At 38.0% G+C, this 16920-nt stretch carries 16 protein-coding genes; 5 read left to right on the top strand and 11 right to left on the bottom strand.

Annotated features, from left to right (window positions below; genetic code table 11):
- Nucleotides 1-72: 72 nt before the first annotated feature.
- The 5 genes from LEGAS_RS06770 to LEGAS_RS06790 are packed head-to-tail and all read right to left on the bottom strand — an operon-like array spanning nucleotide 73 to nucleotide 4301.
- Nucleotides 73-1014, bottom strand: a complete 942-nt coding sequence (locus LEGAS_RS06770; RefSeq protein ID WP_010382875.1) for a phosphoglycerate dehydrogenase — start codon at nucleotides 1012-1014, stop codon at nucleotides 73-75.
- A 2-nt stretch (nucleotides 1015-1016) separates the two neighbouring features.
- Entirely contained in the window at nucleotides 1017-1979 is a 963-nt protein-coding gene (locus LEGAS_RS06775; protein ID WP_010382874.1) for a sugar kinase, read from the bottom strand.
- Nucleotides 1980-2003: 24 nt separating this feature from the next.
- Complete coding sequence (locus LEGAS_RS06780; protein ID WP_029510737.1) at nucleotides 2004-3281, bottom strand: hypothetical protein; 1278 nt, start codon at nucleotides 3279-3281, stop codon at nucleotides 2004-2006.
- Between the two features lie 8 nt (nucleotides 3282-3289).
- A complete protein-coding gene (locus LEGAS_RS06785) occupies nucleotides 3290-4033 on the bottom strand; it encodes a sugar phosphate isomerase/epimerase family protein (protein ID WP_010382870.1) in 744 nt (247 codons plus the stop codon).
- 10 nt (nucleotides 4034-4043) lie between these two features.
- Nucleotides 4044-4301 (bottom strand): hypothetical protein, encoded by a 258-nt coding sequence (locus tag LEGAS_RS06790; protein ID WP_010382869.1) that lies wholly within the window; start codon nucleotides 4299-4301, stop codon nucleotides 4044-4046.
- A gap of 111 nt (nucleotides 4302-4412) precedes the next feature.
- Between LEGAS_RS06790 and LEGAS_RS06795 the strand changes: the two genes are divergently transcribed.
- A complete protein-coding gene (locus LEGAS_RS06795) occupies nucleotides 4413-5399 on the top strand; it encodes a LacI family DNA-binding transcriptional regulator (RefSeq protein WP_013231798.1) in 987 nt (328 codons plus the stop codon).
- Nucleotides 5400-5479: 80 nt separating this feature from the next.
- Nucleotides 5480-7612: a cation:proton antiporter gene (locus tag LEGAS_RS06800; RefSeq protein ID WP_013231799.1), complete on the top strand. Its 2133-nt coding sequence runs from the start codon at nucleotides 5480-5482 to the stop codon at nucleotides 7610-7612.
- Between the two features lie 132 nt (nucleotides 7613-7744).
- Here the strand turns inward: LEGAS_RS06800 and miaA are convergent, their stop codons facing one another.
- Nucleotides 7745-8626, bottom strand: coding sequence for a tRNA (adenosine(37)-N6)-dimethylallyltransferase MiaA (gene miaA / locus LEGAS_RS06805; RefSeq protein ID WP_010382865.1), 882 nt, complete (start codon nucleotides 8624-8626; stop codon nucleotides 7745-7747).
- On the bottom strand, nucleotides 8619-9374 hold the full coding sequence (locus LEGAS_RS06810) for a glycerophosphodiester phosphodiesterase family protein (protein ID WP_010382864.1): 756 nt from the start codon (nucleotides 9372-9374) through the stop codon (nucleotides 8619-8621). Before LEGAS_RS06810 ends, miaA begins: the two co-directional genes overlap by 8 nt.
- Nucleotides 9375-9462: 88 nt before the next feature.
- On the opposite strand from LEGAS_RS06810, the gene LEGAS_RS06815 reads away from it, so the two are divergent.
- From LEGAS_RS06815 to LEGAS_RS06825, 3 genes are all read left to right on the top strand, one after another.
- A complete protein-coding gene (locus tag LEGAS_RS06815) occupies nucleotides 9463-9645 on the top strand; it encodes a DUF3042 family protein (protein WP_010382862.1) in 183 nt (60 codons plus the stop codon).
- A gap of 326 nt (nucleotides 9646-9971) precedes the next feature.
- Nucleotides 9972-10541, top strand: coding sequence for a redoxin domain-containing protein (locus LEGAS_RS06820; protein ID WP_010390156.1), 570 nt, complete (start codon nucleotides 9972-9974; stop codon nucleotides 10539-10541).
- Nucleotides 10542-10555: 14 nt separating this feature from the next.
- A complete protein-coding gene (locus tag LEGAS_RS06825) occupies nucleotides 10556-12232 on the top strand; it encodes an FAD-dependent oxidoreductase (protein ID WP_010390160.1) in 1677 nt (558 codons plus the stop codon).
- A 134-nt stretch (nucleotides 12233-12366) separates the two neighbouring features.
- Here the strand turns inward: LEGAS_RS06825 and LEGAS_RS06830 are convergent, their stop codons facing one another.
- From LEGAS_RS06830 to LEGAS_RS06845, 4 genes are all read right to left on the bottom strand, one after another.
- A complete protein-coding gene (locus LEGAS_RS06830) occupies nucleotides 12367-13149 on the bottom strand; it encodes an alpha/beta fold hydrolase (RefSeq protein WP_010390162.1) in 783 nt (260 codons plus the stop codon).
- A 78-nt stretch (nucleotides 13150-13227) separates the two neighbouring features.
- Entirely contained in the window at nucleotides 13228-14637 is a 1410-nt protein-coding gene (lpdA, locus tag LEGAS_RS06835; protein ID WP_010390164.1) for a dihydrolipoyl dehydrogenase, read from the bottom strand.
- Nucleotides 14638-14639: 2 nt separating this feature from the next.
- A complete protein-coding gene (locus tag LEGAS_RS06840; RefSeq protein WP_010390166.1) occupies nucleotides 14640-15947 on the bottom strand; it encodes a dihydrolipoamide acetyltransferase family protein in 1308 nt (435 codons plus the stop codon).
- Nucleotides 15940-16920, bottom strand: coding sequence for an alpha-ketoacid dehydrogenase subunit beta (locus tag LEGAS_RS06845; RefSeq protein WP_013231801.1), 981 nt, complete (start codon nucleotides 16918-16920; stop codon nucleotides 15940-15942). Before LEGAS_RS06845 ends, LEGAS_RS06840 begins: the two co-directional genes overlap by 8 nt.

A 16920-nucleotide genomic window follows, 5' to 3' on the forward strand; every position in this document is an offset into this window, starting at 1 on the left:
TTGTTAGAATAATTCCATTATACACGTTTAAAATAAAAACGTCCCTCATCAAGAACGTTTAAAAAACAAATATTAATTTAACTGATTCACATTAGCTTCTGGCATTTTTCCCTGCAACACACGCACAATATCTTTTGTTGCATCAGTTGCCATCTGCGCCTTTGTCTCAATCGTGTTAGACGCAATGTGTGGTGTTAACAAAACATTGTCTAAACCAACTAAAGGATTGGTTACCGGCAATGGTTCTTCTTCAAAAACATCCAGAGCAGCACCAGCAATGTCACCATTTTTTAAAGCAGTCACTAACTCTGACTCAACAATAATCACCCCACGAGCCATGTTTATCAAATAGGCGTCGTTTTTCATCATTTTAAATTCAGCTGAACCAATTGAATGTTTTGTTTCAGGTATTGCCGGTAAATGAACCATGACATAGTCAGCAGTTTTAAAAATCGTTTCACGATCAACAATTTCAACGTTATTTGTTGATTTTGCAAATGGATCATAAGCAATTATTTTAACATCAAATCCACTTAACTTTTTGGCTACTTGTTGGCCAATACGACCAAAACCAAGAATACCTACTGTTTTGCCTGCAACATCACGACCAGGATGCGCCTTACGGTAGTTCCAGTTGTCATCATGAATTGCTGCTGAATTTTGATACAAGTTTTTGCTAATCGCTAATAATTCAGAGACAGCTGTTTCAGCAACTGAACCAGACAAAGCTTTGGGTGTATTCACCACGTAAATACCACGTTTTGTTGCTGCATCAACATCAACCGCATCATAACCAACACCATTACGGGCGATCACTTTTAAATTGGGCATGCTGTCCATAATATCACCATCAAATGTCTGTGTACCAATCAAAACTGCAGACGCTTGCGCGCCTTCTTGTTTCATTGTCTGACGTTCACGTCCAGAACCGATGACAACCTCAAAACCGGCCTCAGTTAAAATTTTCTTACCAACCGATGGTACATCATCTGGTAAATATACTTGCTTTGTCATGTTTAATCCTCTTTCTGTTCTGATACTAAATATTGTGTTAATTGATCGCGTGTTGGATAGCCATCATTGTCACCAGTTGTTTGCACCTGTAAAGCGCCAACCGCATTTCCACGTTCAACTGCTTTAGCCATTGGTAACCCCTCAATTAGCGCCGTAATCAACCCTAGTGCAAAGCCATCCCCGGCACCAACCGTGTCGACTACCTTCTTAACATTAAATCCTTTAACTATGTAACTATCACCGGACTTATTTTTGACATACGCACCTTCTGGCCCAAGTTTTACCACTACGGTCTGCGTTCTGTCGCTATTAGCCAAGTAAAAGTCGGCAATTTTTTCGGGATCGCGTGATCCCATCAAAATTTCACCTTCATTAATACCAGGTAAAACAATTTCACCATATTTAGCTAAATCATTAATTGTTTCAATCATCACCGCCTGTGATTCCCACAGGGCTGGACGTAAATTAGGGTCAAATGTCGTTTGAATTTCATGTGCAATCAGTTGTTCAGCGAAGTAACGAAATGCTTCTCGTGCCTGCATTGAAATAGCTGGAAAAATACCTGATAAATGTGCTATTTTAACCCCAGTAAAGTCAATATGATCAATATTTGATTTATCAAAATGTGCCGCTGCCGACCGACGTCGGAAATTAAAGGTGGCTGGATCTCCTTGATCAACTAACTCTTTTAACTGAAAAGCAGTCCAGTTATCGTCATCAGTTGAAATATAATGATTACCAACATGGTATTTTGATATCTCTTTGATTGCAAACTGTCCTAATGGGTCGGCACCCACTTGCGAAATGTATTCAGTACTATGTCCTAAACGACTAGCACCAATCATAACATTAAGTTCAGCACCACCCAAAAACTTATAATAATTAATGCTATCCACTAATCCCGCATTTAAATCAGTTGATGTAAAAGTAACAATTGGTTCACCTAATGTTAAAATTTCACTCATTTTATTCTCCTTAAATTAATCGTCTTAATGTCCAAAAAAAGCAAACACTAATAATTCATTAACAATCGACACTAGCCACATCACTGGAATACCCATTTTTAAATACTCTTTTGTTTCAAGTTTAGAATACGTTAATGCCCATGTGTTCCATGATTGTGTTAAGTCGATTGAAACTGCCATAATACTTGCTGTGTACAGTAATGGTAACAAGAAAATTGGTGGAAATGTCCCAGTTGCCGCTAAGACTGCTGCTGTTGCCGCACCAGCACCCCAAACATGAAGCGGCCCACGGAATAAGGCTAATGGTGCCAAAATGCCTACTGCTATGGCCAAAACTAAGGGACTATGCGGCAAGATCACTTCAATAATGCCTTTAAAATGAGGAACATTAACCGTAGCAGCACCGGCAAACATAACCAGTGCCATCAAAAATATAATTAAACCAGAAATGTCATTAATTGCTTGTGAAACTGTTTTATTGATAAATGCAACCAAGCCAGTATAAGATTTCATTTGGCCAGTTAAAAGTAAAGCAATAATTGTTGCTAACAACAATGCTGGAATGGCATCCCAATGAAAAAACATATTTAGGGCAACTGGTATGATGGGTACAATAAAAGTGATTGGATGTGTCTTTTTAAATTCAACCTGACTATTGGTAGCAATCGTTTCAATTTTACCGTTTTTAATACTTTTACTATTCACTAAAATAAAAATAATCACACCAATCAATTGAACACTCATGGCTGCTAGACCAAAAATTAAATATTTACCAGAGAAACTAACTGATGGAAAAAAAGCTTTAATTTGATTAAACAAGACCACATTAATATACATTGGCGCACCAATAGCCATCGTAAATGCTGGAATAGCCACCTTTTTAGGGACACCAATGGACAACAGAATTGGAATCAAAATAACCCCAATTGCAATAACTGATCCGACACCATAAGCTGAAGAAAAAATAAGGGCTGTGACTAATACAACTAATATTGCCGCGAGAATCGGCGCCTTCCGACCAACTTTTTCAGTTTGAGCAGAAATGGATCCGGCAATACCAGAATCCACTAATACGCGACCAAACCACGAGCCAAACACGATGTATATAATTGTCGGCCCATAATTAAGTGCTGGTTTTGCTATGACATCTTGAATCACGACATTAAAAGGAACTAGACCGATGATTGACCATAGTAGCGCCATAATGAAGAAACCAATCACTAAATTGCCGCCTTTAACAATGTAGTAGATGAAACCGACAAACGTCAATAACAGTAAAATACTAATAATAATATTGGTCATCATATACCTCAACTAAACACTTTAAGTGCTTGGATACCATCAAGAATGGTCTGTTCATTTGCAGTTGGATACTCAATAGCTACTGGCACATTTTGCGGCAATATATGCAAGATTTCTGGCCATGCAATTTCGCCTTCGTTTAATGGGACAGTGACTACCTTATCCCCCAGACCTTTATCATCTTTCACATGAATATATTTGACATATGGTGCTAACTGCTTTGCTGCTGTCAGCTCATTTTCCCCCACATAACGCCAATTTCCCATGTCATAAACATAGCCAATTGCAAGATCTGCTGCATGCGCTGCTGTCATGAACTTTTCAATAGCGTGCATTTTACCAGATGTCTGTGTTTGGTCGTTTTCAATATTTGTTTGAATGCCAAGTTTTAATAGTTTATCTATTGCCGCAATGTCTTCTGGCAATAAGGTTTCAAAATCTCCCGTATTAAACTTGATAACACTAACACCTAACTGAATCGCTTCATGATAATACTGACTCAGCTTTGGATTAACGCGATGATTAACAAACAAGTCATCGGGTACCGAATAGAAAAGACGCAGATTTTCTGATTGAGCATAAGCTGCGATAGCCGGTGTTTCTGCAATGATATCATCAAAATATTCACGTCGTAACTCAGCAGATTGAATTCCAAAACCAACGACTTTTTTTAACATATCTAACTGTTGCCCGCCATTTTCACGATCTGATGCGAACACTAAATGATTCAAAACAATTTGTGATTTTTTCATAAGATACTCCTTAATATTTGTTTAAATCTGCAACATGTTTCAATAACGCGTCAAAACCTAAATCTGATAAATCAAGTGGTTGTGATTTATCAAAATTCTGACTTTCAATTTTATTGAATTTTTCAACAAGAAAATAAGCAGAAAGATAAGCTGCTAACTCTTTTTTAGCCATACTCTCAAGTTCTTTTTCATCAAAGTCAAAATTGACAGATGCAATGAACTGTAGTGCAAATTTCTCAGGATTGATACTCATTTTTTCTTTTGCCATCATTTGTCCTTTTTTAGTTTATCGTTTTCGGAAACCGGTTTACAAGATCTATTGTAAACGCTTCCAAATTTTTGTCAAGCCCTTATTTTTAATTTAGCGTATAATGTCTTCATGGATAAAAAAATCACAATTAACGATATTGCTGCAAAAGCTGGCGTTTCAAAAACAACAATTTCTCGTTATTTAAATGATAAATTCGATAATATGTCAAAAACAACAAAAGTTCGTATTGAAGAAACAATTGCCGAACTTGATTATCGCCCCAATAGACAAGCACAAGCCTTAAAAGCACGCAATTCTTTTTTAATTGGCGTCTCTGTAGCCGATATTTCTAATATGTACACCTCTCGTTTGCTAAAAGGTATTGGTGACTATTTTCAAAAAACACATTATCAAGTTTTAATTATGGACGCTGACAATAATATTGATCGCGAATTAAGTAATTTAGAAAAAATGATGACCGAACAAGTAGATGGTATAATTTTGCAGCCACTAGTTCATCAACCCGATCACTATCAGTTTTTAATCAATAAAAAAACACCAGTGGTGCAAGTCGATCGTTACACCGAACCGTTTACTTGGCCTGCTGTCGTGTCTGATAATTTTCAAAAATCAGTTGACCTCGCTAAAATATTTAAAACAAAACATTACGATACAGTTATCGTATTAGCCAATCGTATTACTGGTGTATCAAGTCGTATGAATCGCTACAATGGTTTAAAAGCGGGTCTGACTGGGAGTCAGATAACAGTTCACTTGATTGAAATCGATGATTCCAATTGGCAATCAATTCTAAAAACTACCTTAGCCACTTATCAGCGAACAGCTCTTTTTGCACTGAATGGGCAAGTGCTATGGTCTGTTGTCCGTTTTTTAAAAACACAACAGATACGTGTACCCGAAGATATCGGATTGATTGGCTATGACGATGATCGATTTGCAGATATGATTTCCCCTGCAATTGCTTCTATTTCACAAAATCCTCAAGAAATCGGGCGTACCGCTGCTGAAAAATTGAATTTGATTATAAACGAACATGGCCTTCTGCCCAAAAACATCCGGATCCCGTCTACAATTCAACTACGCGATTCATTATAATGAGTTAAACGACGTTTGCGTTTTGCCATGACTCTTTAATTTGACATAATTTGCCCGCTACAAAATTCATAAGGAGCAACATGACTACTTTATATACACTAGCTTTACTATTGATTGGTGTTATTGCAACCAATATTATTAAAGAATTCATCCCCAAAATACCTGAAGCCTTTATTTTAATTGCTGTTGGTGTTGTCATGTCATTTACATCAATTTTTAAAAACTTTGAACTGGAACCTGAATTTTTTATGTTAATGATTATCGCGCCAATCATGTTTATTGATGGTCAAAAACAATCATTTGCTAAAATCAAACAACGTTTTGAAGGTATTTGGCTATTATCAGTCGTTTTAGCCGTGATGACAACGCTTATTGTTGGTATTATTACCAATCACATTGAAGTCACTTGGACACTGCCCTTAGCTATTACATTGGCTGCTATTATCACACCCACCGATGCTGTAGCCGTTAAATCATTAACAGCAGGCACTGATATGCCTGAAGGTGTTGGTGAAGCCCTAGAACTCGAGTCACTTTTTAATGATGCTACTGGACTAGTGATGTTAGATTTAGCACTGTCTGTTTTATCACAAGGCACTTTTTCAGTTGTGCATGGATTAGAACATTTTTTCTTTGTGGCAATTGGTGGTGTCCTTGTTGGTACAGTTCTAGGCTTTCTCATTGTAACCTTACGCGTTAATTTACAACAACGTGCGTCAAACCCTGAAACGACGATCATTCCTATTAGTTTATTAACCCCATTTGCTGTTTATTTACTCGCTGAACACATAGGAACTTCTGGTATTTTGGCAGTCGTGGCAACTGGTATGGTTCATAATTGGGAATCAAGCCGCCTACGTTTAACTTCGACAACTGTGCAATTAACCTCGCGGACGATTTGGCAAACCATTGCGGATGTATTAAATGATATTGTTTTCCTAATTTTAGGTATTTCGTTACCAAGCGTATGGTTATCAATCACAAAACTTGGTGTGTCTGCTACATTACAACTCACAGCTTTGAGTGTCTTGATTTATGTCATCATGCTGATTTTACGATACTTTTGGGCCTTACGTGACAATAATAATAAACAGAATCGCCGTAAATCAAATAGTTTCACACTATTTTTTGGTGATCGTAATAATAAACAGCACAAATTTTATGCTCGTATTTTTGCTATTAGCGGTGTGCACGGCACTGTGACGTTAGCCATGGCTTTTTCTTTACCTTATAAAATTGCAGGTCATGCATTCCCCTACCGTGAAACACTCATTATTGTTGCAACTTTAGTTATTTTAATCAGTATGCTTGTTAGCGCCATTGTTTTACCGTTACAATTACCTGCAAAAATCGAATCCTATACAGTAACTGATCTCAACCAAACCCGTGATAAAATGATAGATTACGCTTCACTAAAAATTCTTGATCATGTATCAGATCATAATATCCGTGAAACACTGTCAACACAACTTCAGTCACAAAAAAATAAATTATTCATGATGGATGATAGAAAAAATGCTTCACCACAATTTCTTGAACTACTAGCAGATACACAAGATTTTGCTTTGGCGTATATTCACAGTGATTCTATCACGCAAACTTACAGCCCAAACGTAATTGGCATATACGCTAAAGTTCTACAACGCACACGCAATAATGGTCCAAAGCAGACTATGTCATTCAAGCATCAACTCAAACGTACTTTACGTCGATATGCACGCGAAACAACTTGGCACATCGCAAATGGCGTTATTACACGTGCGCAACGTGAGCGCTTCCGAAAAAATAAATTAGCAACTGATAGCACATTTGCTGCAAACATTAAAAAATGGACTGACACACGTGATGAACTCATTGCGCTCAACAACGATTTGACTCACGCTACAGACATTTATTTAGATGATAAGTTACGTGAACGTCTTGATGCCAAACACAATGATAATGATCATATTTATTTCGTTCGTGAGGCAATGAATCGCTTCTTCAACCGTGTGAAGCGTGATTACAAAGACGAATCTGCGCCGGTTAGTAGTGCACTTTACATTCAGGCATTCCAATATGAGTATGACTTCGTACAACAAGGTGTTTCTGGCGGTTCTATTGTCCAAACAATGGCTAGTACACTTTTCAAAGAAATTAACCAAGCACAAATGTTACAGTTAGATCAAACCGAACAATTTGATACAGACGATTATACTGAATCAAAAATATAATGTTTCGTCATAAAAAAATAATGACATCCATCATAATCAAACATGGATGTCATTATTTTTTTAAACAGCAATATTAGCGTTTTTACACGTTCAATTCTGCTAAACAATACACTGCCAACTAAATCATCATTTTTATATCCACGATTCAATAAGCATAGACAATTCTGCCTTTGCTACTTCCCCATTAATCCAAATCAATCCTGGAATTTGATGTCTAAGATAGGTTAGTTGACGTTTAGCATAGCGTCTTGAGTCTTGTTGCATGTCTGCTATAGACTCATTTAGCGTTGATTGACCAATTAAATATGGGAAAAATTCTTTATAACCAATAGCTTTCCCCGCTTGACAATCCTCACCACCGGCATCTAAAATAAGCTGCGCTTCTGCTAACAAACCCGCATCAATCATTTTCTGAGCTCGTGAATTAATCCGCTCGTATAACATATCACGTGGCCAATCAATACCAACAACTAGTGACTCATATTTAGGACGTATCTGTTTTATGCTATGTGCACCATGGCGGGCGATTTGAATCGCTCGAATGACACGTTGCTTATTATGCTGATCAACTTTTTCTGCCAAGGTGCTATCAAGAATTTGTAATGTCCGCATCAGTTCAGATAAATCGCGTTGTTTTAAATCGTTGACCTCCTGTTCGTCACTTACTACAAAATCAAGTGGTTGTTCACCAAGTAATGCTTTGACATAGAATCCCGTCCCACCTGTGATAATCGGTAATTTACCACGTGATACAATATCAGCAATTACCTCATCAGCGCGAGCAATAAAATCAGCCACAGAGAATTGGCTTGTCATATCAACGATATCTATCAAATGATGTGGTACTAATGCACGTTCAGCCTTTGTCACTTTTGCTGTACCAACGTCTAGCTTACGATAAATTTGCATCGCATCGGCGGAAATAATTTCGCCATTAAATTTTTGTGCCATGGCAATGGATAAATCACTTTTACCCGACGCAGTCGGACCCGTAATAACAACCAGTTTAGTCATGTTCATCCCCCTGAATTTCTCGACGTATCTTGGTGGCTAATGCCACTTTATTTGTAATCATACCTCGTAAACCAGCCTTAAAAACACGTCGCATATCAGCTTCGTTATCAACAGTCCAAGTTCTTATATGCATGTTAGGTCGCCAAAAAATCCTTGGCTTATTTTTTAAAATCCGAATATCTGAATGAATATAGTCAAAAACACCTCGCCATTTTAACCAATAAACGATCGGTGTCGCCCAATATACTAATGCTGCAATATCTGCCTTTGGTTGTAATTGCCGGACAATTTTTAATGAATTCAAGTTGAAACTTTGGTACAACACATGATATGCCGGTTTATATATGTCAATTTTGTCCAATATTTCTTTCTCGATACCCGGATAAGAAACATGATCTGTTTTTATTTCTAACATCAGTGTCTGGTCAAACTTTTGTGCCCGCAAAAAAGTTAAAAACTCATCAAAAGTTGGAATAGTTACACCAACCATTTTTGGTTCTTTATAAATACCAGCATCTAGCGACTTAATTTCAGCTAAAGTCATGTCTTTAACAAATCCCGTACCATTTGTCGTGCGATCAACTTTTTCATCATGAATAACTACCAGATGTCCATCTAAAGTCCGATGAACATCCATTTCTAACATATCTGGTTGATAAGCCAAAGCCGCTTCAAAAGCCGGCAAAGTATTTTCCGGTGCGACAGCACGGTAGCCACGATGCGCAATAATTTGTGTTTTAATAGTCATAAGTTAATTATACTAAATTCATTTACAAATGCGTCAAAATAGTTGATAATAGACTTTAATAAAACTTAAGAAAGAGGTTGTTACTATTATGAAATCATTTAAGTCAGGCGTTATTGTTGGTATTTTAAGTTCAGCTGCTCTAGCTGCTGCTACGGCACTTAGTTATCGTCACACAATTATTAAGCCGGCACAACAAGCAGAAGAACATCATGAAGAAGTTTCAAAACAAGCAATTCGTCGCAGTGTTGCGGCACACCAATCACGATACTAAGAACAAAAATAAAACCACGCGTTCATCAATAAGTTTTGATGAACGCGTGGTTTTATTTTTGTTTAATAAGTTATTCTTCTCTCATGAGTGTATGCAATAATCTGACAAAACATAGTTTCAAATTGCTATATGGCGGCTTTGAACCCCTTTAATTGTTGATTAAATATCTCATGTTAACCCAGAAATCAAATGTCTAACTCAATTACACGATAACTTTTAACGAACTTAATTTTTTTATTCTCGTAACAATAAACTGACATTTTTTATTAGTAAAGTAGTATAATGAAATTAGTTTAGAATGATTGTAATTTAAAAGGAGGAAAATCATGATAACTAACTTTATTAACCAAGAAATCGCCGACTTTTCTGTCAACGCATACCATAACGGTGACGTTACTTCAGTCACAAAAGAAGATACTTTGGGAAAATGGGGCGTCTACTTTTTCTACCCTGCCGATTTCTCATTTGTTTGCCCAACAGAATTAGGTGACTTAGCTGATCACTACGTTGCTTTCCAAAAAGCTAACACCGAGATTTATTCAGTTTCAGAAGATAGCGAATTTGTCCACAAAGCTTGGGCTGAAGCTACTGATACAATTGCTAAAATTAAATATCCAATGCTAGCCGATCCTGCTGGCAAATTAGCACGCTTCTTCAACGTTCTTGATGAAGAAGCTGGCTTAGCTTTCCGAGCTGTTTTCATTGTCAACCCTGAAGGCAAGATTCAATCATACACCATCAATAATATGGGTATTGGTCGCAATGCTGAAGAAATCTTACGTACATTGGAAGCTGCACAATTTGTTTCTGAACATGGTGATCGTGTTTGCCCTGCCAATTGGCATCCAGGTGAAGACACAATTACGCCAAGCCTAGATTTAGTTGGCAAGTTATAATATAGGGCTCAAAGATGACAAAAGACCATATTTATGACACAATCATAATTGGTGGTGGTCCAGCCGGTTTATCTGCAGGTATTTATGCTGGGCGTGCTACCATGGATACGCTTATAATAGAAGGGGATCAAATTGGTGGTCAAGTCGTCACAACATCAATAGTTGCCAACTATCCCGCAGTTGAAACGATTGACGGCACTGAACTCGTTAACAAAATGCAACAACAGGCAAAAGATTTTGGTGTTAACTTTGTAGCAGACACTGTCCTAGATTATAATTTCAATGAACCATACATCAAAACTGTTACTGGAAAAAAAGATGTTTACAGTGCACGCAGTATTATCATTGCAACTGGTGCTAAACCACACGAAGTTGGTTTTGAGGGCGAACATGAGTTTCGTGGGCGTGGTGTTGCCTATTGTTCAACTTGTGATGGCGAATTATTTAGTGGATTGGAAGTCTTTGTCATCGGTGGTGGCTATGCTGCCGCTGAAGAAGCAGACTATCTCACCCGTTTTGCTCGACATGTCACCGTTGTTATGAGATCTTCTGATTTTACTTGTGCCCCATTGACAGCTGATCGCGCACGATCGAACGATCGTATTACAATCTTGCCATATACTGAAGTTGTCTCTGTTACAGGTCAAGATTATTTGTCTGAAGCACACTTCATCAATAATCAAACACACGAAACAACCACATATCATCTTGCGCCAGATGATAATACCTTTGGTATGTTCATCTATGTTGGGACAGACCCACAAACAAAGTTGTTTAAAAAAGATATTACCCTTGATGAAAATCAATATATTTTAACTAATTCAACAGGTCAATCAAATATACCTGGGGTTTTTGCAGCCGGTGACGTGATTTCAAAACCTTTACGTCAAATTGTTACTGCTGCTTCTGATGGTGCTAACGCTGCTACCAGTGCTGAATTATACGTCACAGCGTTAAAAAAATCATTAAATATTGCGATTTCACGACAAGTGCCGAATAAAAAAGCACGCACGACTTTGAGCCAAACAAGTGCCATAGAAGAAAGACAACCTGCTGTGACGCAAAATCGCAAGAGCCATTGGTTTGCAAATGAATTGGTACAACAGCTCCAACCCATTTTTAATAAGTTAGAGCAAGATATTGTTTTGTCACAATTAACAAATAATTCCGAAAAAAGTCGGGAACTCACGGCATTCTTGCAGGAATTCAGCGAATTGAATTCACACATTCAATTCGTATCAAAAACTATTGATCAATCAACGGCTCACCATTTACCATACTTTAAACTAATGACAGCAACTGGCTTAGACACTGGTATTCAATTTAGTGGTATTCCGACCGGCCATGAACTTAATTCCTTGGTTTTGGCTATTTATAATACTGCTGGTCCCGGTCAAACTATTGATAGCCAACTTGTTGAACGGATCAAAAAATTACCTAAAACCGCTATTGCTATTGGCGTATCGTTGACGTGTCATTTTTGTCCTGATGTTGTTGCTGCTTGCCAACATATTGCGGCCCTTAATCCACACGTTTCTGCTGAAATGATTGATTTACAACTTTTCCCTGACATACGCGAAAAGCATCATATTATGAGTGTTCCAGCCATGATATTTAATCAAAGTGACCAAGTTATCTTCGGTAGCCAATCACTTGAAGACATTGTAACAGCCATCGAAACGACAAATTAGTTCAAAAGATATTTAAATCAATGTATCTTGTATGAATTAGTTTCAAAAATGCTGCATAATTTTGAATAATTCCATCCCCAAAAATCAAAATAGTGACTAAATCTAGTTTATTAGTCACTATTTTTATTTTGATTTTATAATGTATGAATAAAATTTAGAATGATTTGATTAAAATCATCTGGTGCTTCAATATGCGGAATATGTCCAACACCATCAAAAACATGATACTGCCCATAAAGTGCCATTTTTGATGCAAATTTTGCATGATCTGCTGACCACAATGGTGATTCGCCACCTGCCAAAAACAAATGTGGTACTTGTTCACGAATTACCACGTCACGCCAATCTTGTATGGCACTATTTAATAGTAATGGTGCGTTTAGTTGAAAATCAAATGGTTGGTATGCTTGGCTTAGTGCACCTTTAATTTCTGTTGAAATTTTTAAACACGTGAGTTTTGTATGAGGTAATTTTTCAATAGCAGGGAGAACTGTGCTAATATCAGCATTAAAGATGCCAAATGGCCAATTATCATCACGCAACATTGTTGGCACTTGATCTTCCGTGATTACAGCTCTCACATTATTATCCCCATACAGTGATAAATAAGCCCAAATTGTACTTGCTCCCATAGAATGACCAAGTAATACTGGCTTTTTTAATTGCAATGCCGATATAAGTTCTGCTAAATCTTTCCCATGTCGTGAAAGACGCATTCCGTAATTAACCGTGTCACTTTTACCATGATTACGTCGATCATAGGTAATAACCTGTAAACCGCTAGCCACTAACACATCAGTTTGTGCTGTCCATGTTGCCTGATTACCGGAATAACCAGCAATTAGGATCACAGATTGCCCCTGTCCCTGCATTTTATAGTCAATAGTCACATCATCAGTTGTTGTAAATTTTGCCATATTTATCCTTATCTAAATAAAGTTGTCACTATCGTGGCAACTTTATTTTATCATGCTTATATAAAAGAACATTATGATTCAAATATGAATTGGTAAGCCATCAGCTAATTCGGCAGTATCCATAATTGCTTCTCCCAGTGTTGGGTGTGGATGAATTGTTAATGATATATCATTTGTAGTTAAACCATTCTCAATTGCAAGGGATAATTCAGAAATCAAATCTGACGCATTTGGTCCAACAATTTGACCCCCAAGTAACGCATGTGTCTCTTTATCACTAATGAGTCGAATAAAACCAACTGTCTCATCCATAGAAATAGCACGTCCATTGCCAGCAAATGGAAATTTTGAAATTTTGGCATTAAGATTTTGGTCTTTTACTGAATCTGGTGTTTCACCAGTTGTGGCTAGCTCATAATTGGTGTACGCCACGGCAGGCAGTGAATAGTGTAAATCATGGGCTTGTGGGTCTTCTGCAATTGCACCAGCCGCAATTTTTGCTTGAAAACTAGCTTTATGTGCAAGCTGTGGACCTGCGGTAATATCACCAATCGCATAGATATGTGCAACACTTGTCTGCATATTATCAGCAACTTCTATCACACCATGATCTGACAATTTAATATCTGTATTATTAAGTCCAACATCGTCCGTATTCACACGGCGACCAACCGCCACCAATAAATAATCTCCGGTGATCGTTTGTTCCTTACCAGCAGCTTCATAGGTTAATGTCACATCATCTGTTGTTTGTTCTGCTGATTTAGCAACTGCAGACGTCACAATTACACCACCACGGCTTGTGAAATCATTTAATACCGGCTTAGTCATTTCGTGATCAAAGCCGTTTAACGTGTGATCTAAACCTTCAATGATTGTCACCTGCGTTCCCAAATTAGCATAAGCCCCACCTAACTCAGAGCCAATCACGCCACCACCCACAATAATCAACTTTTTTGGTATATCAGTCAAACTCAAAACACCAGTTGAATCAATAATTCGACCACCAAATGGCATGCTAGCTAATTCTACTGGACGCGAACCAGTTGCCAGAATAGCATTATTAAACTGCAATAATTCATGGCCGTCTTCTTGTAATACGTTTAGTGTCGCATTATCATTAAATCTTGCTTCGCCTTTAATGATTTCCACATGATGTTTTTTAAGCAACATTTCAACGCCACTAGTTAAAGTATTAACAACTTTATTTTGTTTCCAATCTTGAACCTGATGCCAGTCAAGCTCTGCCCCAGTCGTCGTTAAACCAAAAGGTGTTGTCGCTGTTGCTGTACGATAATGATGACCAACATTAATTAAAGCCTTTGATGGTATACACCCAACATTTAGGCAAACACCACCAATCGCATCCCGTTCAATAATAGTAACTTTTTGGCCTAACTCAGCCGCACGAATCGCAGCAACATAACCACCAGGTCCAGAACCAATCACTACTGTATCAATTTCACGCGCTTGTGCACCAACAACCATGATTACACCTCCATTAACATATAAGCCGGATCGGTCAATAATTGCTTCAAATAGTTCATAGCTGATTGCCCAAGCATGCCATCAATTAGACGATGATCATAGCTCAGTGATAGCTTCATATTTTGACCAATTGTAAGATCGTCATTTTCATTGACAATAGGTTCTTTCAAAATTGAACCCAGCCCCAAGATAGCGACTTCTTTACCATTAATAATTGGGGTGAACCATGTGCCCCGTGCTGATCCTAAATTAGAAATCGTAATCGTCCCACCTTGCATTTGCTGAGGGCGAATGGTTCCAGTACGAACTGCTTCAGCAAGTTCAGAAATCTCTGAAGCAATGGTCAAAATTGACTTTTGATCCGCATGTCCAATCACTGGTACATACAATCCTGATGCTGTGCTAACTGCTACACCCATATTAACATCATCATGGTAGATGACTTCTTGTGTTGCCATATCTAAACTAGCATTCAATTCTGGGAATTTTTTTGCTGTGGCAGCTAATGCTTTCACAACATATGCTAAATATGTCAAGTGAATGCCATCATTAGCGGCTTGCGTTTTAAATATTTGACGATGAGCCACTAACTTACTAACCTCAACTGAATCAAAATTAGTAACCGATGGAATATTGGCATTTTGTGTAGTCATTGCTTTAGCAATTGCCCTACGTACTGCTGTTAATGGTTGACGACCCTCTCGTAATGGTTCAGGTGCAGCCAGAGAAGAACTATTATTCGTGCTAAGCGCTTCTGTTGTTTTAACTACTTGTTGTGCATTAATCTCCGGTGTTGTTTCACCAACATCTTGGAATTTTTCAACATCAGACAAAGTAACGTGTCCATGACGACCACTAGGCATAATTTTTGTAAGATCAATTCCTTTTTCATAAGCCAAATGACGAACTGAAGGCATAGCTAAAACATGACCATTAGCAACGTGTACGATGCTTTCTGTTTGCGGACTCGTCACTGTTTCAGTTGGTACAGTAGGATTTTTTAATGGTACTTCAGAAACTTGCTTCTTATCCACCTTATCCGGTTCTTGACCACTTGCAGCTTCACCACTGCCATCACCATCAAATTCAATTAATGAATCACCAACTTCAACAGTTGTACCTGCTTCGACAAATAATTTCGTCACTTTACCAGCGTAAGGTGATAAAATTTCTTGAATTAATTTATCATTTTGAACTTCAGCAACAGGGTCATCCATAGCCACTACATCTCCGACCTTAATGAGCCATGATGTAATATCTCCCTCAGCCATGCCTTCACCAATATCAGGCATTTTAAAAATCTCAGTCATAATTCACAACCTCCATTACCTTGGCCACAACATCATCAGATTTAATCATCCAATCATTTTCTGCTTGTCCAAAGGGATAAACTGAATCTGGTGCCGCAATACGTCCAATCGGTGCTTTCAAACTCAGGATAAATCGTTCAGAAATTTCACTCATAATACTTGCACCAATACCTGCCATGCGTTGTGCCTCTTGAACAACAACAACCCGACCAGTTTTAGTAACCGTATCACCAATACCTTGAATATCAAGAGGCGACACCGTGCGTAGATCTAACACTTCTGCTGAGATACCATTTTTATCTAGCTCTTCTGCCGCTTTCAAAGCAACTGGCACACCGCCGCCGTATGAAATAATTGACACATCCGAACCTTCATGGACAACTGCCGCTTTATCTAACGGTGTTGTATAGTATCCTTGGGGCACGTCACCTTTCATTGAACGATACAAATGTATATTCTCCAAAAAAACAACAGGATCATTAGATTCAACTGCACTCAAGAGTAATCCTTTTGCATCCGCTGGATTAGCTGGCATAACTACACGAATTCCAGGAATCTGTGCCACTATGCCTTCAAGATTATCTGCATGCATTTCAGGTGTCTTAGTGCCACCACCATAAGGCGATCGTACAACAATGGGCATATTACGTGTACCATTAAATCGATATCGATTACGAGCCATTTGACCAGCAATAGAGTCCATCACTTCAAATACAAAACCGAAAAATTGAATTTCCATGATTGGCCGATAATCTTGTGTCGTCAGGCCAATGGCTAATCCACCAATACCAGATTCTGCTAGGGGTGTGTTGAAAACACGATCTTCACCATATTTTGCTTGCAACCCATCTGTTGCTCGGAATACACCACCGTTTTTACCAACATCTTCACCAAAAATTAAAACATTATTGTCTTTCTCTAACGCTAAGTCCATCGCTTCACGAACCGCATCAATATAACTTTTAACAGCCAT

Source organism: Leuconostoc gasicomitatum LMG 18811, assembly GCF_000196855.1.
Classification (GTDB): domain Bacteria; phylum Bacillota; class Bacilli; order Lactobacillales; family Lactobacillaceae; genus Leuconostoc; species Leuconostoc gasicomitatum.